Genomic DNA, 19,627 nt, shown 5'->3' with positions numbered 1-19,627 from the left:
AAGACTGCCTCCTCAGCTAAAAAAGCTCTTGAGGGCAATCTGACACTTCAGATCAAAATTAATGTGAATTGTGCCTGCCGTCGCGATCGGAGTATTAGGCAAAATCAAGGGCAGCCCCGAGTAGGAAATCTCCGCCAGAGCTGGACCAATCTCATGCAAGGGAAACTGCTCGACCCGCTGACCGAATATCCCCTTGGCCTTAATCGTCAACTGTCCCTGGGTCTTATCAAAAGTGTAGGTGAGGATCTGGCTTTCGGCAGAGACCAGAATCAGCAACAACACTAAGGCGGGGACACCAACCAGAAGCAACAGGACCACGAAACCAGAATCCAGCCGCCAGCTAAAGGTATTGTGGCGATAGGTCAGGGTCAGGATCTGTTCGGAGGGATTCTGCAAAAACTGGTTGATGCGGCTGACAACTGCTTCTGCTTCCGCCCTGGAAGACTGGAGAGACTGGAAGGAAATTTTACGAGTGGGCGTCAGCAATAAAACTGTATAAGTCTCCTCAGCCCCCTTCGCAACGGCCCCAGTGGTAAACGTCTGCACTTCCGCCTCGGCAATCTCAGTCAGGGGAATGGTTTGATCCGCCAGGGGGTCCCGTCCGGGCACCCCCACCAGCAACCGACAGTTGCCCTGGTCAGGGACCGATCGCCGACAGTCCAGGGTGGTCCTTTGTCCACCCTGGATCAGCAACAATCCCAGAACAATCATCGTGGTCAGAAGGGAACCGCTCAGCACCCAGGCCCGCAGGGGAAAATGACGGAGAATCAATTGGGTTGAGGTCTGATTAACAACGTGCATCACAGAAATTTATGGGCTCCTATGACCATTGTCTACCCGGTTGTGCCGTTTGGTTACGGAGGGGTAGAGCCAGAATTCCAACCACTGGGTTAACCAGGGCATCACTGGATAGGTCAACAGGGCAGAAACGAGACTGACGGAAATCAACAACCCCAGCAGGGGGGGCAATCCGGCTAACAGAGGCCCTAACAGGAGATTACTCAAGACAATCAGGGGATAAACAGACAGAATGCCGATGATCACCTTTTTGTAATAGGCCGGTTGGGCAGATGATTTCAAAGCGGATGGGAGGGTAAACCAAAGTTCCATGCCACTGAGAAATTGCTGGCGCGATCGCACCGTGACCAGTCCACGGGATTTCTCCATCCAGTCCCGGTAAACGGCGGAGGTCGTCCAGGTTCTGAAGTTCTCATAGGTATCGAACTTGAGAATCACCACATATTCGGGGTAGTCATGATCTCGAGGCCGAAACAATTCGGCCCCCAGAAAGCCCTCAAACTGCTGGACTGCCTGATTAATCCCCTGGGTCCAAGCTTCGTATTCCGGAATGCGATCGGGGTGAACAATCTCAGAAATCACCAACGTAATCGGATCGGACTGGGAATAGGGTTGATCCATAGGAAAACGTAGCTTTATGAGGTTTGAACAAATGTAGAGCCAAGCAATCCGTAGAATTAGTCACCATTTTAGAGGATGTTTGAAAAGCCTGGATTCTAGTTGCCCGAGAAGCAATTCATGGAGTGAACCCATAAAGAACGCTTTAAAATGGTAAAAGATCGCGGTTGGAGTAAGTTGATGCCCGTGCCCGAAACAAATTCAGAAACGGCAAAACATCCCATGGCTGCGCCCAATCTCTACAACGCCGATTTCTATGCCTGGACACAGGAACAGGCTCTGCTGCTGCGCACCCAACAGTGGAGCCGAATTGATTTGCCAAATCTCATTGAGGAAATTGAATCTTTGGGAAAGCAGCAACGCCAGGAACTTCGTAACCGCTTGAGCCTGTTGCTTGGGCATTTGCTGAAATGGCACTATCAACCCCAACATCGCAGCCGTAGCTGGTTAGCAACCCTTCGCATTCAACGCCTGGATATCACTGAACTTCTGGAAGACAACCCCAGTCTCACCCCCTACGTTGCAGCAGCAGTTCGCAAAGCGTATCTGAAGGGGGTGGAACTGGCAGTTGGAGAGACAAATTTACCGCATCGCACATTTCCGACAGAATGCCCTTACAGTTTGGCGGAAATCCTGGATAGTCGCTTCTATCCCGGTGAACCGAGTGAATGGATCGAAGCAGAACAGGATAAATCACCCTAACTGTTTGTTAGCCAGATGAGCGTGTTACAATCAAACTACAATTGTATTGTGTTCTGTTTTTATGATTTTCACGCCAGTTTCAAATGATCCTTTTGAACACTATTTCTACAAACGTGCTCAATTGGCAGATGATATGGCGGATTCAGGTTCTACTGTCGATGCATACACACTAGCAACAGCATCTCTTGACGCACTTGCCGAGATTTGGTTCAATGACTTTCCCAATGTTAAACGACAACTGGAAAGTGAATTAGGTGGAAGTGTTCCATCTTCCATTCGACTAGCTCGGCTTTTAAAGAGCTTTGTTCCAAATGATCTTCGTGTCAGTAAAGTCGCTGTTGTATGCTTCGCCGAAGATTGGAAATACTATTGCCCAAAAGATGCTCACATTGCTGATCAACTTCTCAGTAAACGATTGAGCGATAATCCTAATGAATTCCTTAGATCCCATGAATTGCCCAAGTCGTATCTAGATGTATCACGCGACGAGCTTGCTCAAGAGTGCCCTGACCTCCTAACTCGCCCTAATCTTTTTGATTTTTTAGAAGAATATGAATATGGTTCTCTGCTCTACACGTTTTACCGTTGTCCTCTAGTTCATCTTGCTACTGGGTCAAGACGCACACATGGATTCACGCGCGGAGAAGAGATTATGTATTATTGGTCGTCCTCTGACGATGAGAGAATTACGATCAGTTTTGGTCCTAAACTTGTCACTCGTTGGTTGCGTAATGTAGTTAGTGGCTATGTTCAAAGTTGCCAAGAAAAAGGTATTGTTCCTGCCGATAAGCTTGATGCTGGAACCAGCCAAGAGAAACGCTTTAGCAAACGGTGGGAGTGGATCAGAAAACGGTGGGAGTGCATCCCACTTTTGTAGCCCACCCTGCGGGAAGCAAGCTAGACCCTAAATCCCTCTCCCGTTCTGGGAGAGGGACTTTGAATCTGGCTCCCCTTCTCCCAATAAGGGAGAAGGGGCTGGGGGATGTAGACGCAGAGCGGCTTCCCCTGGGGTGGGCAACCTTGCAAAACTGGGATGCACCCTGCGGGTGGTTCCAGGAGGTTTCATCATCAGAAGGCTGCTACCGATACAATCTTGCAGCTTGTTTACCTCAAGCTCCAAGTGATCTAACAACAGGATAACCGTCACCCAGACTGGATTAATAATTTTGCAACGTACTTTCAAAGGCTCTTAAAGCAACACTCGAACCTTCTGTCCAGGCTTGCTCAACGTAGGTTGGCATCAGTTGCGGCACAGGAATATTCGGGAAGAGAAGACTGGTGGAACTGGCCTGGTAATGCTGTCCATCGAACAGATAAATCGCCAGAGTTTGACCCTGGTAAATCCAGAGTTCAGGCACCCCGATCGGCTCATAATCTTCTGGTTGCGTGAAGGAAGTCAGGTCAATTTCAATGGCTAAATCTGGGGGAGGATCACACTCCAGATCGATCGTTTCTTTTCCTAAAATAGCGGCACGATTTTGAATATAAAAACAGCTATCGGGTTCTAACCCAATCTGTTTAAACCGCTTCAACGTCACAGGATGGAAGCTTTGCCAGTCTTGCCCTTGATGGCGGAGCAGACATTTAACCAAATCGGCAAGAATATCCGAACCATTACCGTGTTTGGGTAAAGGGGCCATAAGACGAAGTTTCTGAGTGCTGGCATCAAAGGAAATTTTGATCGCAGCCTGGTCCTGACGGCTCTCTAAGAGGGCCTCATAATTGGCCCAGGTTTGATGACAGAGAATCACTTCTCCACCGGGCGACAGATCGATGCTTTCTGGCGTAATTACGACATCCATCAGGCTTGCTCCCAACTACCCTGATTTCAGTATAAAACTGCTAACGGGTAAGAACAGCTTCTGGCAGGGCTCCCTGCATTTTGCTCAACCAGTCGATCAGGTTGTCAAGTTGTCGATCAGCCCCCATCATCGCCAGTCCCCGCACGGTTACTTTACCGGGGCTGTAGACAAAGCGGGTGTGCAGATTCTCCGGCAGGTTAGCCCGGAGCAAATTCCAGGCTGGTTCCTCCATCGGCGTCTCGAGCACCACATGCTGATTGCCCTCTGGCTTGATGCGGGAGAAACCCAGTTTGCGGGCTACCTGTTTCAGCTCCAGCACCCGAATCAGTTGTTGGGCTGCCGTTGGCAAGGGACCATAGCGATCGCTCCACTCAGCCGCAATCTGGGTGAGTTCCGCTTTTGAGGAAGCTGCGGCCACCGCCCGATAGGCACTCATCTTCTGATCCAAATCGGGGATATAGTCTGCCGGAATAAAGGCCGTCAGGCTGAGATCGATCTGGGTGTCGTCCACCTGGGGAATTTCCTGACCGCGAATCTCCTGGATGGCTTCCTCTAGCATTTCCATATAGAGATCAAAGCCGATCGCATCCATTTGCCCCGACTGTTCCGCCCCCAGGAGACTGCCTACCCCCCGGATTTCCATATCCCGTACAGCCAACTGATAGCCCGACCCCAACTGGGTGAACTCCTGAATCGCCCGCAACCGCTGACGGGCCGCGTCCGATAGGGTGTCCTGGCGCGGATAGAATAACCAGGCATGGGCCTGAATCCCGGCCCTGCCAACCCGGCCCCGCAACTGGTACAACTGAGATAGGCCAAAGCGCTGGGCATCCTCAATCAGGATCGTATTCACCCTAGGAATATCCAGACCGGATTCGATGATCGTGGTACAGAGCAGAATATCGGCGTCTCCGTTACTGAAGGTGAGCATGGTAGCCTCCAACTCCGCCTCTGGCATCTGGCCATGGGCGATCGCCAGTCTGGCCCCCGGAATCATCTCCCGCAGACGACCGGAAATTTCCTCAATCCCTTCCACCCGGGGCACCACATAGAAGACCTGACCACCCCGATCCAGTTCCTGACGAATGGCCGTCCGCACCAATTCAGATTCATAGGCCGCCAGATGGGTTTTGATCGGACGGCGAGAAGGCGGTGGTGTGGTAATCAGACTCATTTCCCGGACTCCCGACAGGGCCATGTACAGAGTGCGGGGAATGGGCGTCGCACTCAGGGTCAGCACATCCACCTGAGTTTTGAGGGTCTTAATTTTCTCCTTCTGGTTCACCCCGAAGCGCTGTTCCTCATCTACCACCAGCAGCCCCAGATCCCGGAAGCGCACCTCTTTCCCCAGCAACTGATGGGTTCCAACCACAATATCCAGCTCACCCGTCACCAATCGTTGCTGAATATTGCGCCGTTCCTCAGCCGTCCGGAACCGGTTCAGCAAACCCACCTGAACAGGATAGGGGGCAAACCGCTCCTTCAGGGTGTGGTAGTGCTGCTGGGTCAGAATCGTCGTGGGAGCCAGCAACGCCACCTGTTTCCCGGCGGTGACGGCCTTGAAGATAGCACGAATGGCCACTTCTGTCTTGCCAAAGCCGACATCGCCACAGACCAGCCGATCCATAGGCCGATCGCTCTCCATATCCCGCTTCACATCCTGGATGGCCTTGAGCTGGTCCGGGGTAGGCTGATAGGCAAAAGAGTCTTCCATCTCTTCCTGCCAGGGGCTGTCGATCGGGTAGGGAAAGCCCTGTTGTTGCGCCCGGTTGGCATAAAGCTGGAGCAGATCCACCGCCAGTTTTTTAATTGACTTGCGGACCTTACTTTTCGTTTTCTCCCAGGCTTTGCCGGACATCTTACTCAGTTCCGGCGGCTGCTCCCCAACGGCGCGAAAGCGAGACAGGCTACCCACCTGATCAGCAGCCACTCGCAACAGGCCATCCGCATATTGCAGCACCAGGTAATCGCGGGTTTCCTGATTGATGGTCAGGCTTTCCAGCTTCAGGAACCGCCCAATGCCATGGCTCTTATGAACGACAAAATCCCCCAGTTGGAGTTTATTCGGGTCCACCTGCTTGGATGCTGCCCGTCGCCGCTTACGCACATAGGCCGGACTGGCCAGGGAATGCTGGCCAAAGAATTCCCGATCGGTAACCAGAACCAGCCGGAAGGTCGGCAGAATGAAACCCTCCAGTTCCGCTGCCCCGGAATATTTCAGGGCCACGGGGGTCTTCTGGTTTTGCAGCTTCTCGATCGCCAGAAAATCCCTGGGATTGGGAATAAACTGGGCCGGGCAGTCGTGCTCCTGCAACAAGGACACCGAGCGGGAGGGTTGGGCCGACATCAGCCAGATCGCAAACCCCCGATCGCGTTCTCCCCGCAAGGTCTCCGCCAGCTTGCCAAATTGGTGGGGAATCGCGGGTACGGGCCGACTGGCCAGATTCAGCCCTACTTTTTCTTCCGCCAGTTCTGTCAGATACAGCCGCAGGAAGCAGTCCACCTCAGCCTGGGCTTCCTGGAAGGAGCGATGAATTTTGGGTAAGGTACTGACTTCCTGCCACTGTTCTTCACTGTGTTCCAGCCAGCGATCGCTGTGGGCGCGACACTGATCCAGTTCATCGATCGCAATCAGGGTTTCGGCAGGCAGGTAATCCAGCAGGGAGGCCGGTCGATCGTAGGCCAGCCCCAGGAAACGACGAATCCCTTCCGGTGGATTCTTTTCGGCAAACTTCTCCTGCTCCTGGGGCGAGAGGTGGGCTTGGACAGCCTCTGCCCATTTCCCGGTCAGTTCTGGGAAAACAATCGGACCGAAGCCAGTCGGCGTCAAAGTGAGGTGATCGATCCGGTCCAGCGATCGTTGAGTCGCCGGATCAAATTCCCGCAACTGATCCAGCTCATCTCCAAACCACTCCAGGCGCACCGGCAACTCCGACGCGACCGGGAACAGGTCAATGATGTCTCCCCGACGGCTCCACTGCCCTTCCATCTCCACCAGAGACACCCGCTCATACCCCAGGCGGGCCAGTTCGCTGCTGAGGGTGGCCAGATCCAACTCCATACCCCGCTGCAAGGTCAGGCAAAAGGCCCGAAACGCCTCAACGGGTGGCAGATGGGGCTGGAGGGCGCGATCGGTAGCAACGATCGCCAGGGTAGAGATCGCTGAAGATTGGCTCTGGACATTCTTAACCAGGTCGGCCAACACCTGCATCTGTCCCCAAGTCATTTCAGCTTCCGGATCAAAAGGCTCGTAGGGGGAGGCCTCTGAAGTGGGATAGAAATGGACGGTTTGCCAGCCCATGGCCTCCAGTTGGGCCGTCCAGCGGCCTGCTTCCTCCAGGGTGGCGGTGATCACCAGCAGTGGTCGCTGCCGAAACTGCGCCAGCGCAGACGTAACGATACCCTTAGGCAGACGAGGTAAGCCATTCAACGTCAGAAACTGCTGTTGATTCAACTTAGTGGACAGTTCTGAGGTGAGGGGCAATCGCCCCAGGGACCGAATAATTGCAGAGAAAGCCATAGGCGAGGAGGAAACCGGACAGAGGCAGACAGTAGCGTTACTGATCTTTACCTATTCTAGAAGGCTGTCCGAGTCTGGTTGCCTTTTCCCATCAAATTCCCCCGATCGGGGCAATCCTGATAGCGCTTCCCTGCCCGTTTCCCCCCACAACAGTTGATTCCTTTCACTCCCGAATGTCCCTGGGGCTGAGCACCAGAAGGCCACAATGCCCATGCCAAAATCTGGGGGAAGAAAGCGACAGAGCCCTGCAATCCAGGCCACGGATAGAGCTTTTTATCAGAAAACCGGGATTTGATCATAGGATACTAATTGACGTGACAGAACTTTTATCCCTTTCGGTCGGAGGATCTCACCTCAACCGAACAGCCAGTTCTCAAGCTGAGAAGTGCGCTGCGGGTGTCGCCCAGCATTCCATGGGCAACTTCACAAACCTATAGCTATGGCTGTTGAAATTTTCATCATTCTGCTCCTGATCATTGCTAACGGTGTATTTGCCATGTCTGAGCTTGCAGTGGTTTCATCCCGCAAGACTCGCCTGCAACAACTCGCGAATAAGGGCAATAAGAAAGCCGCTACAGCCCTGGATCTGGCCAATTCCCCCAACCATTTTCTGTCCACTGTTCAGGTCGGAATCACCCTGATTGGCATTATGGCCGGTGCTTTTGGAGGAGCCACCCTTGCCAATCGGCTCGCGATCGCCCTGAAGACCATTCCCACCGTTGCACCTTATGCAGATGCTCTAGCTTTTGGCATCGTGGTGCTGGTGATTACCTATCTCTCTCTGATTATGGGAGAACTGGTGCCAAAGCGTCTGGCCATGAGTAATCCAGAAAGGATTGCCACTGCCCTTGCCCAGCCCATGCAGACCCTCTCGACGATCGTGTATCCCCTCGTCCATCTCCTGAGCGGTTCCACCGATCTGGTGCTGCGGTTATTGGGGATCAACCCGTCCGATGAACCAGAGGTGACAGAGGAGGAAATCAAAGTCCTGCTGCAACAGGGAACCGAGTCCGGCATGATTGAGGAAGCGGAACAGGACATGGTAGAGCGAGTCTTTCGCCTGGGCGATCGACGGGTCAGCTCTCTCATGACCCCGCGCCCAGATATTGTCTGGCTAGATGTCGATGACTCGATCGAAATCAATCGCCGGGTGATCAGTCAGAGTGCCCATTCTCGCTTTCCCGTTTGCCAGGGAGAACTGGATAACGTTCTGGGGGTCGTGCATGTCAACTATCTCTTGAAGCGGATGTTCGAAGACCAGTCGATCAACCTGGTGGAATCTCTACAACAACCCCTCTTTATCCCCGAAAGTACCAGAGCCCTGAAAATCCTGGAGCTATTCAAACAGGCCAGTACCCATGTGGGCCTGGTGGTGGATGAATACGGGGTGATCCAGGGTTTAGTCACCCTGGATGACATTCTGCAGGCGATTATTGGAGATATCCCCTCCATCAGCACCCTGGAAGAGCCCCAGGCCATTCAGCGAGAGGATGGCTCCTGGTTGCTGGATGGGATGATGTCCGTGGATGAGTTCAAAGAAGTGCTGGAGATTGAAGAGATCCCCGGCGAAGAACGGGGCAACTACCACACCCTGGGGGGGTTTGTGATTATGCATCTGGGCCGGATTCCCACCTCTGCCGATTACTTTGAGTGGCAGGGCCTGCGGTTTGAGGTGATGGATATGGATGGCAATCGGGTCGATAAGGTGATGGTGATGCCACACCGAAATCAGATCAACAAGAACTCCCTGGAATCCTCCCAAAACTAGTGGTAAGTCAATCAATGATTGACGGTCAACCAAAATCCAGGTTGTTGATTAGGGTTAAATTTTGCGGGTCTTCGACCCGTCAAAATTTGGCTTTGCTGAATGCAAATATGAATTACCCTCATCCCCAACCCTTCTCCCGCAGGAGAAGGGAGCTAAAACTCTTGTTCCCTCTCCTTTGGGAGAGGGCTAGGGTGAGGGCTGCATAAGGCTCAAGCACGAAAATCATCCTTCTATTCAGCAACGCCCAAAATTTTTCTGCCGGAACAATCGTGCGTCCCCCCTGGGGATCAGGGTTCCTGCCGAAGACGATCCAGCACCTGTTCCAGGGGACTCAGACTGATATCCGCACTGGATTGACCCTTGTATTGAAAGGGGTTATCCAGATCCCGAATCAGGTAGAGCAAGTAAATAAAAGATGTGAATAGGAAACCTGAAATAGCCAGACTTTCACTGAAGGTCTCCCCCTGAATCAGCAACAGCGACAGGGAAGAGCCGATCGTAAACAACTCCAGCAGGGCATAGGCTGGCGTCAGGAACTCCGTATCTCGCACCCCCTCCATCCGCATCACTAATAACCGCAGTTTCGACTGCTCGGTCTGGAGGCGACTCATTCCCGGCGCGTCATTCAGTTGCTTCAGCCGCACAAAAGGCTGATTTAATGCGGTAATCGCATTGTAGACAGGGGCAATGTCTTGTTTATGGTGCAGCCAGTCCAACAGCCCATTCACCACCTGAATCAGCTCCTGCTGCAGGGGACTGGGATCGTACTCCGGATGGGTGGCCCTGGCAAGCTGGTTACTATCCGAGATCGTGGCGATCGTGATGCCAATTTGCGTCGGCAGATCCCCGCTATCCCGGTAGTCGCTCAGGGTTCCACTCAAGACAAAGGCAATCACAAAGATGGCCGCCCCAAAAAGGGAACTGGTCATCCCATCAAAGGACCAAGGTTCGAGACCCATCTCATGCACCCCCCACTTAGCCAGACAGAACAGAGCCGTCAGGGGTAAGATCTTCAATAAAATCTGCCATTTCAATCCACCCATTCCTCATACCTCCCATTCCTTATGAGTACCGAAATCCTGGTTCCAGCATCAGAGATTCCCCTGTTTGCGGAAGAACGGGTCATGCTGCACAACATCAGTTGGGAAACCTTCGAACAACTCCTGGCGGAGGCAGGCGATTGCCGCAACACCCGGTTTCATTACTTGGAGGGAACCTTAGAAATTATGGCACCCCTGTCCCGTCATGAAGGTAGCAATCGGTTTATTGAAAGCTTAATTAGCGCAATCGTGGAGGAACTGGACATTGACATGCGGAAGCTGGGTTCCCTGACCCTGAAGCGCCGCGATCGCAGGGCAGGGGGTGAGCCAGATTCCTGCTACTACATTCAGAATGAAGCGATCGTTCGGAGCATCGTTGAAATTGACCTGCGGACCGCTCCACCCCCTGATCTGGTGCTGGAGGTAGATATCACCAGTCCCTCAACCCGCCGCCTGCCCATCTATGCCAATCTGGGGGTGCCAGAACTCTGGCAGTATGATGGCAAAACGTTGCAGTACTACATTCTCCAGGATCAGGACTACGTACCTGTGGACCAGAGTCCAACTTTTCCCTGGTTACCGCCTGCAATCATCCTGGAATTCCTGCAAAAGCGCCTTATCCTGGGTGAAACTAAGGCCATTCGGGAGTTTAAAGCCTGGGTCCGGGAGCAGGGGGAATAAACCACAGAGCCGCAAAATATGCCGAGCATGCCCTTTCTACCCAGGATTCTTTACCACCTGCCGATAAAAAGCTTCTAGGGCAGGCAGACAGCTTCTATCGTCGAAGAGACGATCGCTCTGCCCTTGCATTCGTTGCCGAATATCAGCCCGATAGTTGGCATCCAGGCCCAAGCGAACGGCAATCTGGACAAAGGCTGCTGGGGTCGAGGCGATCGTTTCTGTCATGCCCAGGGTGCGAAGCAGGGCCGAGGCATGTCGTCCCCGCAGGAACTGGCCCGGACAGGTGACGATCGGCAAACCACAGGCGATCGCGTCCAGGGTCGTGTTACCACCGCCCCAATCCAGGGTGTCCAGGAAAATATCTGAGATCTGGTTTAAATTCCAGAACCCGACCTGGCTCAAGCGGGGCACAATCACACAGTAATCCTCAACAGCCAGTCCTAAGCAGGCAAAAGCCCGCTGCAGCCGCTGCCAAAACTGGTCATTGACGCGGGAGCCGATTTGATACCCCAGGAAAGCAAATTGGGCCTGGGGCACCTGACAGGCAATTTCGGCGAAATGCCGATCGTGCTGGGGTAGATATTTGAACAGGGACTGGTTGGAGAGATAAACGATCGCGTCCTCTCGCAGCCGAAAATCTGCCCGAGTGCGGGTCGGGGGCGGCACGTCGGGTCGGGGATAGGCGATCCCCGCCTGGGGCAGGCGAATCAGGGTTTCGCTGTAATGGGACTGGGCTGCCTCTGGTTCCATCCAATCACTGGAGAGGAAGTAGTCGATCGTGGGCAGGCCGGAGGTAATGGGATGCCCCCAGGCCATGCACTGCACAGGAGCTAGTCGCAGTCCCGCTAACATCAGGGTCATCGGATGCATGCCCAGTTCAGGATAAACCAGGATGTCCAGGTTGTCGGCCCGGATCTGACGACAGACCGCTTCCAGATCGCCAGGGAGATGGTGAAAGCGATCGCTGTGGGCCTGCCATTGCCGGGTGAAGGGATCCGTACTGTTGCCTAGGTGGTAGCACACAACCTCAAACTCTGGCACAGTGCGGTATTTCAACCAGCCCAGGAACAATTTGGCCACCGTATGCTGGTAAAAGAAAGCAGAGCAGTACCCAATCCGAATCCGATCGGGATCACTGGTCCGGTACCGGGGTAAGGGTTGGGACCACTCAGGATAGTGGGCTGCCATTACCTGCTGCAGGTAGTGACCATACTGGGCCTGCAAGCCTCGATCGTCCTGCCCCTGATACTGGAGAAAAAAGTTAGTCCGACGGGATGCGATCGCTAGAGCCTGGGAACGAGTCGGGGGAGCAATCAAGTCGATCGAAGAGGTCAGCTTGGCCAGTCCAACTGTGAATCGGTTCCGGTAGACCTCGATCTCAGCAGGTGTCTCATACAGGATTGGGAAAATTCGGCAGTGCTCAAACTCCCAGTCCAACCGATCGGGCTGCTGCTGCACCACCTCTGTTGCCACCTGCAGGGCCGCCGCCGTCTCCCCACTATGCTGCAGAGTCGTCAGTAAGGAAAACAGCAGGATGTCCTGGTGGGGAAAGTTCTGCAATCCCTGCCGGTAAACCGTGGCTGCGGCGACCGGCTGCTGCAGGGCTTCGTATGCTCTGGCCAGATTGAGATAAAGGGAAAGAGGAACGTCAGTTTCCGGCGATCTCAGGGTCAGCCAGCGTTGATACTGGTTGATCGCCGTCTGATACTGTCCCACCCCATAGGCCGCTTCTGCCAGATAAAATGCTGCCTGGAGAGGATTTTGTCGGGCCGCAAAAGCCAATCCTAATTGCTCCAACCATTGGCATTGGGATGGATGGATCGCCAGGGCCTGTTGATAGGCTGAGATCGCCGCATCCAGGTGACCCAGACGAAATTGCATCTCCCCCAGCCCAGCATAGCCAAAACCCTGTTCCGGCAGATGGACGATCGCGTCGCGATAGATGGCCTCTGCCTGCTCATCCTCCCCAGCCTGAATCAGCAGTCTGCCCCATCCCTCATAAGCCTGAGCCAACATTGGATCGATCTGAATCGCCCTCTGATAAGCCTCCATCGCCCGCGCCCGATCGCCCGCTTTTTCAGCCACAAAGCCGAGATTATAATGGCGAACCGCCTGATGGGGCTCCAGCTCCAGCGCTTTCTGCAACATCTCAATCGCCTGGGGATAGGCTTCCAGTTCAATATACACCGTACCCAGGTGATGCCAGAGATCGGCCCTGGAAGGTGCCCAATTCAGGGCCTGCCGATAGGCTCGGGCCGCCCGGAGCAGGGGTTTTTGCAGCCAGGCCACGGTGCCTGGATTGCGCTCGTCATCCCGCAACGCCTGGGGATTATATTCGGCCTGGGCGACGATCGCAGCCGTGATTAAAGGCGCAACGATTTCCTGTTTTCGCGGAGCCTGCAAGCCCTGAATCGCCTCAATCAAAATCGGGTGACGGGCCTCCTGCAAGATCTCCCAGGGATAGGGCTGGCGGTTGTGGACATTCCAACTTAAGATCTGCAAGCCATTGCCAAAACTGGGGTGATGGGGATGGTCTGTAAATAAATTCAGCCATACTTTGCAAGCTGGATAGGTTGCGATGAAGTCCAGGCTGGCCTGTTGTACGGCCTCCCAGTTACTGTGAGGGGAAATGAGCAGGGCTCGATCGGCCAGAAAGGGGCGGACCAGCAGCCAACTCATTAACTGGGAGCGATAATCATGGGCTCCATCATAAAAGTAAAGACCAATTTTCGGTGGGAATTCTTCCTGGGCCAGATCATAGAAAAAAGCTGCAAAATCCTGCTGAAAAAAGAGGACTTGTTCGGTCAGGGCTGCCGTTTCTAAATGGTGCATCAGTTGGATGGCATTGGTGCCAAAAGGATCCCCATCTGAGAAATCATCAACGGCCAAGGCCAAGGTGTCCGGATGATCCAGCAGGGCTGCGATCAAACTAGCCCCCTGGGCAGACCCCACCTCACAGTACACCTCTTCCGCTTCTAAGCAGGTCACCGCTACATTCAGCAACTGCAGGGTACTGGCAGACAGTGAACTTTCGACCTGAGCCAACATCTGGGCAAAGCGATCGTCCCGGGGTCGTACCGACTCCTGGCCCCAATCCCAATAGAAATCAGGGAGATGGCGAATGAATTGCTGGTCATTCATAGCAACCGGGCCGGGGAAAGCTGCGGAATCAGGGGATCGGATCGATCGTTCGCCCATTGGGCAAATCGCTGGGCCAGAGGTGGAACGATCGCCAGAGGATTACTGAAGCCAGAGAACAGGTGAATCCCATCCAGGCCAGGGAGGGGTCCAATCAGGGGCAGCCGATCGTGGCTGAAGGCCACCAGACAATGATGCCAGGTCCCTGGTAGATCCTGGAGGGCTGGGAGTAATGTCCCAATCCCAAGCCGCATCTCGGCCTCACTCTGCACCGGGTTCGGCTGGGCGTAGGGATCGGTCAGCACCCGACTGATCTGCCCAATCCGCAGACTACCGTCCAGGAATTGAATGATACCCACATCCAGAATCGGCGGCACCGGTTCTTGCCCAGGCTGATCCCAAAGGGTATCCAGTTCGGGACGGGTGGCTGCCCCCTCCAGGCGATAGCGATCGGTCTGAGCAGGCATGAGCATGGTCTGCAAGCGCAAGTTAACCGGAGGGGTCTCAATCACCTCGGCATGGGTGAAGTAAATCCGCACTGGAATACCAGCCTGCTTCAATAAGGCGCGACTGATTCCCCCAGCACAGACCACCACATTCTCGGCACCATAGGTCGCTGTTGCGGTCCGGACGCCCAGAATTCGATCGCCCTGCCGCACGAGGTCCAGAACAGTCTCGATCTGGTACGTCCCCCCCCTGTGGGTCAGTTGCTGACAGTAGCCCTGCACAGCTGCTAGAGAGTGGATGTGGCCGTGGTGGGCCAGCAGAGCCCCTCCGATCGCAGCAGGATTGAGTAGGGGCTCCCGGTCACAGGCAGCAGCCACAGTCAGTAATTGAGGCGGCACCTCGCAAGTAGTATAGGTAGCCGCGACCTGCTCCGGAACAGCATCGGGAGGCAGAGTCAGCAGCAAATCCAGTTCCCGATACTGAATATCCGTCTCCAGTTCAGCAGAGAGGGTTGGGTAGCGAGCTCGGCTTTCACGACAGAGTTGCCGGGTCAGGTCTGTCGTTCCAGCCCAGCAGGCAATCCCCCCGTAACCAAAGCGGGTAGCCCCAGCCAGAGTAGCATGCTGCTCCAGCACAAGCACCGAGAACCCCTGCCGGACCAGTTCGTAGGCCAGCGCCGCACCAGTAATCCCGGCACCAATGACAATCCAATCAAAAGTTTTCATGGGGTCCCAAGTTGAGCGATCGGTGCCGAAACAATTCCCTGAGCCTCCAGGAAAGCCCCCATCCGCAGCACCAGGGCTTCGTGATAGGGAGCAGCGATCACTTGCACCCCCAGGGGCAAAGCCCCAGGCCGTTGCACCGGCACATTCAAGATCGGCAGGCCAATACAGGAGAGGGGCTGGGTAAACAGACCAATGTTGGGCCGGGTCAGCATTTCCACCCCATCCAGTACCATCGTTTTCTGGCCGATCAGAGGAGCAGCACAGGGGGTCGTGGGGGCCAGAATGATATCCACCTCCTGAAACACCTGACGCACCCGATCGCGGTACCAATGCCGGAATCGCTGCGCCTGCACATACCAACTGGCTGGAATCAGGGCTCCAGCCAGCAGCCGATCGCGGGTGGCCGGGTCAAAATCCTGCGGGCGGGTTTTCAAATCAGCCAGATGCAGATTGGCCCCTTCAACAGCCGTGATCACAAAAGCCGCCGCCCGGGCTCGCTCGGCTTCGGGCAACGTCACCCGGCGGGTCACCCCCAAAGCCTGAGCCACCTGCTCGACAGCGGCAAACACCTCTGGGTCAGCGCCTCTGGCAAAATACCCGTCCGCAATAGCGATCCGCAGTCCCTCAATGCCCTGGTTCAGGTGGGGCAGGCAGGGTTCCGGGGGCCGATCGGTACAGGCCGGGTCATTCAGATCAGGCCCCTGCAAGAGGTCAAACACCAGGGCTAGATCCCGCACCGATCGGGCAAAAGGACCAATATGGTCCAGGCTTCCCACAAAAGGATAGGTGCCTGCCCGCGACAACCGACCATAGGTGGGTTTGAGACCGAATAAACCACAGAAGGAAGAGGGCACGCGGATCGAACCATTGGTATCCGACCCCAGGCTGAAAGGCACCAGTCCCCCCGCCACCGCCGCTGCCGAACCGCCAGATGACCCCCCCGCCACGTGATTCAGATCATGGGGATTGCGGGTGACCCCATAGTGGGCATTTTCTGTCGTAAATCCATAGGCGTATTCATCCATGGTCAGGGCTCCCACCAGGATAGCTCCCGCCTGCTTCAGCAGCGCAACAGCCCGCCCATCTTGCGTTGCTGGAGGTTTTTCGGCATTGATTTTGGAGCCAGCCAGGGTGGGAATCCCGGTAATGTCGAATAAATCTTTGACCGCAAAAGGCACCCCCGCCAGAGGGCCAGGAGCGGTTCCAGCCGCGATCGCCGCATCCAGGTGATCGGCATCCACCAGGGCCGCTGCAGCCATCACCGTGGTAAAACAATTGAGAACCTGATTCTGAGCTGCAATGCGGGCCAGAGCAGCGGCCACCACTTCCCTGGCTGTGACTTCCCGACCCTGTACGGAAGCAGCAATGCTCGTCGCGTCTGCATGGTTTTGAGTCATGGTTTGAAGATGGGAGCGATTTCAATGTCTTCTGACAGGGGAAACTCGGTCACCAGTCGGGCGATCTCAGTAATGCGAGTCAAATTAGCGATCACACCGGGACGATGCTCCGGTTGCAGGGGTAGATCCATCAGTGCCGCAGTGCGATCGACATAATCGGCAACAGCATCAGGCTTTTCTTTGGTCATAGCTCCAGTCATCACCTCATCGGGGGATGGAAATCGTCACGTCATAAGGGTGATACTGCTTTGAGGTTGCCTACCCTTCATCTGGCACTTGCAGGAACGAACTCCTACAGCCATCTGTGGCACTTTCCCAGCAAAGTAGTATTAGAATCTGAGCGAAATTGTACCCGGTTTGTTTCATCCTCAGTTCCCTCCAGCAAAATAGACCCATGACTCAATCCGATTATGTATTTGCTGATACCAAACAGGACACCGAATGGCAGCGACTGAAGTGGGTTCAGGAAGTGTTTGATCCAGTGACCACCAGCCTGCTAGAAAAACTGGGGGTCACCAGCGGTTGGACCTGTCTAGAGGTGGGAGCTGGGGCCGGATCAATCCTGCGTTGGCTCTGCGATCGAGTTGGCGAGTCGGGCCGGGTCGTAGCCCTGGATCTGGATCCCCGGTTCATTGCCCAAGAACAGCGGCCCAATCTGGAGATCCGCACCCAGGACATTGCTAAAACAGCAGTAGAGGCGAATCGTTACGATCTGATTCATGCCCGCTGCGTCCTGCTCCATATTGTCGATCGGCAACAGGCGCTGGCCCATCTGGTCCATGCCCTGAAACCCGGCGGTTGGCTGCTGCTGGAAGACCCCGATTTCACCACCAACATTGCAGCCCTCACGGAGGGAGAAACCGCCCGGGTCATCAACCGGGTTTTTGAGGCCACTCGCCAGTTCTATGCCTCTTTGCAGATCAATCCGGCCCTGGGACGCCAATTGCCTCTCCTGTTGCAGGAACTGGGCTTACAGGATATTGATACCCATTCGAACATTGCTCTGTTCCCTGGAGCATCCCCTCGATCGCAGATCTGGCAAATGGCCGTGGCACACCTGCAACAACCCCTATCAGACACAGGGATCGTCTCGGAAGCAGACCTTGACCTCTTTCTACAAGGCACCCAAGATCCCGGAACCTGGATGTTGGACTACACGATGGTTTCCGCCTGGGGCCAGAAAGCAGCACTTCCATAATGCCAGAATCTCAGGCGCAGAAGGGGGTCCAGGGATAGATGTGAGAGAAATCACACCCTGACGTTGATAAAGTCACGGGGAGCTGGCCGGGTCATCACAGAATCAGCCAGGAAAAAGAGAGAGAGTACAGATATCAGAGATGAGTAACTATCCTTTTTGAAGTGCGATGGAAGACAATATGAGACTCAAAACGATCGTAGAGCAAGTGATTTCAGCGAAAACTTTGACCCCCTCTGTCGAAAACGAAATCAACCATCTCCTCTGGAGCAAAGAGTTCGATACCGTGGACATGGAAGCCCTCAGCAAGCTGATTGATGTCCTGCTGAATGGCACGGTCAACTGTGTCGGGTATACCGATTAAATAACAAAGGACTAATGACCCTCAACTAATTGGCCTGCGACCATATTTGAGGGGCTGATCCACTTTCTGAATCAACTGCTGGACATCCCTCAGTTTGGCCATTTCCTCAAGTTCTTTGATGGCAGCACCCGCACTCTGGATTTTCTGCACCAGAGTTTGAACTGCGCTGTTGGAGAGGATGACCTCAAACTCAGACACCTTCTGGACCTGTTGATGGGACACCAGTTGTTCCAGTTCCAGCAGGGCGATCTCTGCTTGAGCGGTTTTTTCAATCAGAGATTGGGCTGTACCGGCTCCTTGCTGAGCAAACTTCGTTAACTCACTGATGAGAAACCGAAACTGAGTTACGGTTTCATTGGTTTGGCGGGCTGCTTCAAAAGTCTGGCTGACCAACTGGCTGATGTCATTGGTGACCCGGCTGAATCCTTCAAACTGTCCCCCGGTTTGATTGGCAATCACCGCCGCTTGAACAGCCAGATAGCGGGCCTGCTTGCTCACCTTTTCAATCAACCGGGAGGCTTCCTGGACGGTTTCCAGTTCTCTGGCCAGGGATTTGCCCGTACTGATAATGTGATCGGTGTTCTGGCAAATGGCTTCTACCCCTTCAAAGGTGGCCTGAAACGCTTTCTTACCCTCAAGAGAGAGGAGTTGACCAATCTTAATAAAGCGTTGATTCAAATCACTAATTTGCTGAGCCTGATTGATCAACTCACTCTGTTGAGATTCCAGCAAGCGATTGCGCTCTTGACTCTCTGCCTGCTTGATCTCCAGCAGGTGCGCATACTCCTGAGCCCTAGCCTGCTCCTGCTGCACCTGGTGCAAGCAGCGATCCAGTTCATCCTTTTGTTGTTGAATCATGCGGTTGATCTGGCTCATGATGTGATTCTGAGCCAGGAGAAGCACCGGGACATCCACAACCCGCAATTTTTTATCCCGACCCACGACCACGATCGGTTCGTAAACCGTCTCAGCGGGTCGAGTCAGGGCAATCTGAGCTGCCTGCTCGATCTTACAGTCCCCTGGTAACCGCGTTGGCTCATGTTTCATCACCTCCAACAAAGCCCGGACTGGCCGTTTAAGATAGAGTTCCAGGCTGTAGGGTTGGCTCATCCGTTCCAGAAATTTACGTCGGGAGATCAACCCCACCATCCGGTTCCCTTCAATGATGACGATGCCAGGTAAAATGGGCTGCTGCTCAAAGAGATCCGAAAGTTCCCGACCCAGAGTTTCAATATCCAGATGCACTTTGTAGGCAGGCAGATCTCCAATTGAGGAGTCTGGTGTGAGCTGCGTGAAGTTAAGCATGGCAGAGTCACCACGAAGGAGTTAGGCGGGGATGGTTTTAACCTACCGTCTGGACATTATGCAGAGATTAAGGGCACCGGCAGGCTTGTTTCTGTTAATGAAGTACTCTTCAACGAAAAATAAAAAT

General features: G+C 54.3%; 17 protein-coding genes. 6 read left to right on the top strand and 11 right to left on the bottom strand.

Annotation, left to right across the window (positions count from 1 at the left end; genetic code table 11):
• Window positions 1–12 precede the first annotated feature (12 nt).
• Both BST81_RS17550 and BST81_RS17545 read right to left on the bottom strand, forming a co-directional pair.
• Window positions 13–804, bottom strand: a complete 792-nt coding sequence (locus tag BST81_RS17550; protein WP_143780386.1) for a hypothetical protein — start codon at window positions 802–804, stop codon at window positions 13–15.
• Window positions 805–810: 6 nt separating this feature from the next.
• On the bottom strand, window positions 811–1,419 hold the full coding sequence (locus tag BST81_RS17545) for an antibiotic biosynthesis monooxygenase (protein WP_075599797.1): 609 nt from the start codon (window positions 1,417–1,419) through the stop codon (window positions 811–813).
• A gap of 177 nt (window positions 1,420–1,596) precedes the next feature.
• On the opposite strand from BST81_RS17545, the gene BST81_RS17540 reads away from it, so the two are divergent.
• Both BST81_RS17540 and BST81_RS17535 read left to right on the top strand, forming a co-directional pair.
• The gene (locus BST81_RS17540) at window positions 1,597–2,118 is read left to right on the top strand and encodes a DUF29 domain-containing protein (RefSeq protein ID WP_075599796.1); all 522 of its coding nucleotides are present in this window, start codon (window positions 1,597–1,599) and stop codon (window positions 2,116–2,118) included.
• Between the two features lie 61 nt (window positions 2,119–2,179).
• On the top strand, window positions 2,180–2,995 hold the full coding sequence (locus BST81_RS17535) for a hypothetical protein (RefSeq protein WP_075599795.1): 816 nt from the start codon (window positions 2,180–2,182) through the stop codon (window positions 2,993–2,995).
• Window positions 2,996–3,275: 280 nt separating this feature from the next.
• Here BST81_RS17535 and BST81_RS17525 read toward each other — a convergent pair whose 3' ends face one another.
• The 3 genes from BST81_RS17525 to BST81_RS28150 are packed head-to-tail and all read right to left on the bottom strand — an operon-like array spanning window position 3,276 to window position 7,739.
• Complete coding sequence (locus BST81_RS17525; protein WP_075599793.1) at window positions 3,276–3,920, bottom strand: Uma2 family endonuclease; 645 nt, start codon at window positions 3,918–3,920, stop codon at window positions 3,276–3,278.
• Between the two features lie 40 nt (window positions 3,921–3,960).
• Window positions 3,961–7,440 (bottom strand): transcription-repair coupling factor, encoded by a 3,480-nt coding sequence (gene mfd, locus BST81_RS17520; RefSeq protein WP_075599792.1) that lies wholly within the window; start codon window positions 7,438–7,440, stop codon window positions 3,961–3,963.
• A gap of 56 nt (window positions 7,441–7,496) precedes the next feature.
• Window positions 7,497–7,739: a hypothetical protein gene (locus BST81_RS28150; RefSeq protein WP_075599791.1), complete on the bottom strand. Its 243-nt coding sequence runs from the start codon at window positions 7,737–7,739 to the stop codon at window positions 7,497–7,499.
• 140 nt (window positions 7,740–7,879) lie between these two features.
• Between BST81_RS28150 and BST81_RS17510 the strand changes: the two genes are divergently transcribed.
• On the top strand, window positions 7,880–9,208 hold the full coding sequence (locus tag BST81_RS17510; protein ID WP_075599790.1) for a hemolysin family protein: 1,329 nt from the start codon (window positions 7,880–7,882) through the stop codon (window positions 9,206–9,208).
• 287 nt (window positions 9,209–9,495) lie between these two features.
• On the opposite strand, the gene BST81_RS17505 is transcribed toward BST81_RS17510, so the two are convergent.
• Entirely contained in the window at window positions 9,496–10,251 is a 756-nt protein-coding gene (locus BST81_RS17505; protein ID WP_075599789.1) for a hypothetical protein, read from the bottom strand.
• Between the two features lie 21 nt (window positions 10,252–10,272).
• Here BST81_RS17505 and BST81_RS17500 point away from each other — a divergent pair, with 21 nt between their 5' ends.
• On the top strand, window positions 10,273–10,929 hold the full coding sequence (locus BST81_RS17500; protein ID WP_075599788.1) for a Uma2 family endonuclease: 657 nt from the start codon (window positions 10,273–10,275) through the stop codon (window positions 10,927–10,929).
• A gap of 36 nt (window positions 10,930–10,965) precedes the next feature.
• On the opposite strand, the gene BST81_RS17495 is transcribed toward BST81_RS17500, so the two are convergent.
• Genes BST81_RS17495 through BST81_RS17480 form a run of 4 tightly spaced genes read right to left on the bottom strand, consistent with a single transcriptional unit; the run spans window position 10,966 to window position 16,824 of the window.
• Window positions 10,966–14,070, bottom strand: coding sequence for a tetratricopeptide repeat protein (locus tag BST81_RS17495; RefSeq protein ID WP_075599787.1), 3,105 nt, complete (start codon window positions 14,068–14,070; stop codon window positions 10,966–10,968).
• Entirely contained in the window at window positions 14,067–15,239 is a 1,173-nt protein-coding gene (locus BST81_RS17490) for an FAD-binding oxidoreductase (RefSeq protein WP_075599786.1), read from the bottom strand. Before BST81_RS17490 ends, BST81_RS17495 begins: the two co-directional genes overlap by 4 nt.
• The gene (locus BST81_RS17485) at window positions 15,236–16,636 is read right to left on the bottom strand and encodes an AtzE family amidohydrolase (protein ID WP_075599785.1); all 1,401 of its coding nucleotides are present in this window, start codon (window positions 16,634–16,636) and stop codon (window positions 15,236–15,238) included. The genes BST81_RS17490 and BST81_RS17485 overlap by 4 nt, the downstream gene beginning before the upstream one ends.
• Window positions 16,633–16,824: a DUF4089 domain-containing protein gene (locus BST81_RS17480; protein WP_075599784.1), complete on the bottom strand. Its 192-nt coding sequence runs from the start codon at window positions 16,822–16,824 to the stop codon at window positions 16,633–16,635. Before BST81_RS17480 ends, BST81_RS17485 begins: the two co-directional genes overlap by 4 nt.
• A 206-nt stretch (window positions 16,825–17,030) precedes the next feature.
• Here BST81_RS17480 and BST81_RS17475 point away from each other — a divergent pair, with 206 nt between their 5' ends.
• Window positions 17,031–17,834, top strand: a complete 804-nt coding sequence (locus BST81_RS17475) for a methyltransferase (RefSeq protein WP_075599783.1) — start codon at window positions 17,031–17,033, stop codon at window positions 17,832–17,834.
• Between the two features lie 166 nt (window positions 17,835–18,000).
• Window positions 18,001–18,195: a hypothetical protein gene (locus BST81_RS17470; protein WP_083636924.1), complete on the top strand. Its 195-nt coding sequence runs from the start codon at window positions 18,001–18,003 to the stop codon at window positions 18,193–18,195.
• 21 nt (window positions 18,196–18,216) lie between these two features.
• Here the strand turns inward: BST81_RS17470 and BST81_RS17465 are convergent, their stop codons facing one another.
• Window positions 18,217–19,500, bottom strand: coding sequence for a hypothetical protein (locus tag BST81_RS17465; RefSeq protein ID WP_075599782.1), 1,284 nt, complete (start codon window positions 19,498–19,500; stop codon window positions 18,217–18,219).
• Window positions 19,501–19,627: the final 127 nt, after the last annotated feature.

The organism is Leptolyngbya sp. 'hensonii', assembly GCF_001939115.1.
Classification (GTDB): domain Bacteria; phylum Cyanobacteriota; class Cyanobacteriia.
The sequence above is the reverse complement of the archived record's forward strand: the minus strand, read 5'-3'. Positions and strand labels throughout refer to the sequence as shown.

Excerpts from the sequence above, each read along its gene's own strand:
- BST81_RS17545 (WP_075599797.1), bottom strand. The coding sequence starts at position 1,419 with ATGGATCAACCCTATTCCCAGTCCGATCCGATTACGTTGGTGATTTCT.
- BST81_RS17540 (WP_075599796.1), top strand. The coding sequence starts at position 1,597 with ATGCCCGTGCCCGAAACAAATTCAGAAACGGCAAAACATCCCATGGCT.
- BST81_RS17535 (WP_075599795.1), top strand. The coding sequence starts at position 2,180 with ATGATTTTCACGCCAGTTTCAAATGATCCTTTTGAACACTATTTCTAC.
- BST81_RS17525 (WP_075599793.1), bottom strand. The coding sequence starts at position 3,920 with ATGGATGTCGTAATTACGCCAGAAAGCATCGATCTGTCGCCCGGTGGA.
- mfd (WP_075599792.1), bottom strand. The coding sequence starts at position 7,440 with ATGGCTTTCTCTGCAATTATTCGGTCCCTGGGGCGATTGCCCCTCACC.
- BST81_RS28150 (WP_075599791.1), bottom strand. The coding sequence starts at position 7,739 with ATGATCAAATCCCGGTTTTCTGATAAAAAGCTCTATCCGTGGCCTGGA.
- BST81_RS17510 (WP_075599790.1), top strand. The coding sequence starts at position 7,880 with ATGGCTGTTGAAATTTTCATCATTCTGCTCCTGATCATTGCTAACGGT.
- BST81_RS17505 (WP_075599789.1), bottom strand. The coding sequence starts at position 10,251 with ATGGGTGGATTGAAATGGCAGATTTTATTGAAGATCTTACCCCTGACG.
- BST81_RS17500 (WP_075599788.1), top strand. The coding sequence starts at position 10,273 with ATGAGTACCGAAATCCTGGTTCCAGCATCAGAGATTCCCCTGTTTGCG.
- BST81_RS17495 (WP_075599787.1), bottom strand. The coding sequence starts at position 14,070 with ATGAATGACCAGCAATTCATTCGCCATCTCCCTGATTTCTATTGGGAT.
- BST81_RS17490 (WP_075599786.1), bottom strand. The coding sequence starts at position 15,239 with ATGAAAACTTTTGATTGGATTGTCATTGGTGCCGGGATTACTGGTGCG.
- BST81_RS17485 (WP_075599785.1), bottom strand. The coding sequence starts at position 16,636 with ATGACTCAAAACCATGCAGACGCGACGAGCATTGCTGCTTCCGTACAG.
- BST81_RS17480 (WP_075599784.1), bottom strand. The coding sequence starts at position 16,824 with ATGACCAAAGAAAAGCCTGATGCTGTTGCCGATTATGTCGATCGCACT.
- BST81_RS17475 (WP_075599783.1), top strand. The coding sequence starts at position 17,031 with ATGACTCAATCCGATTATGTATTTGCTGATACCAAACAGGACACCGAA.
- BST81_RS17470 (WP_083636924.1), top strand. The coding sequence starts at position 18,001 with ATGGAAGACAATATGAGACTCAAAACGATCGTAGAGCAAGTGATTTCA.
- BST81_RS17465 (WP_075599782.1), bottom strand. The coding sequence starts at position 19,500 with ATGCTTAACTTCACGCAGCTCACACCAGACTCCTCAATTGGAGATCTG.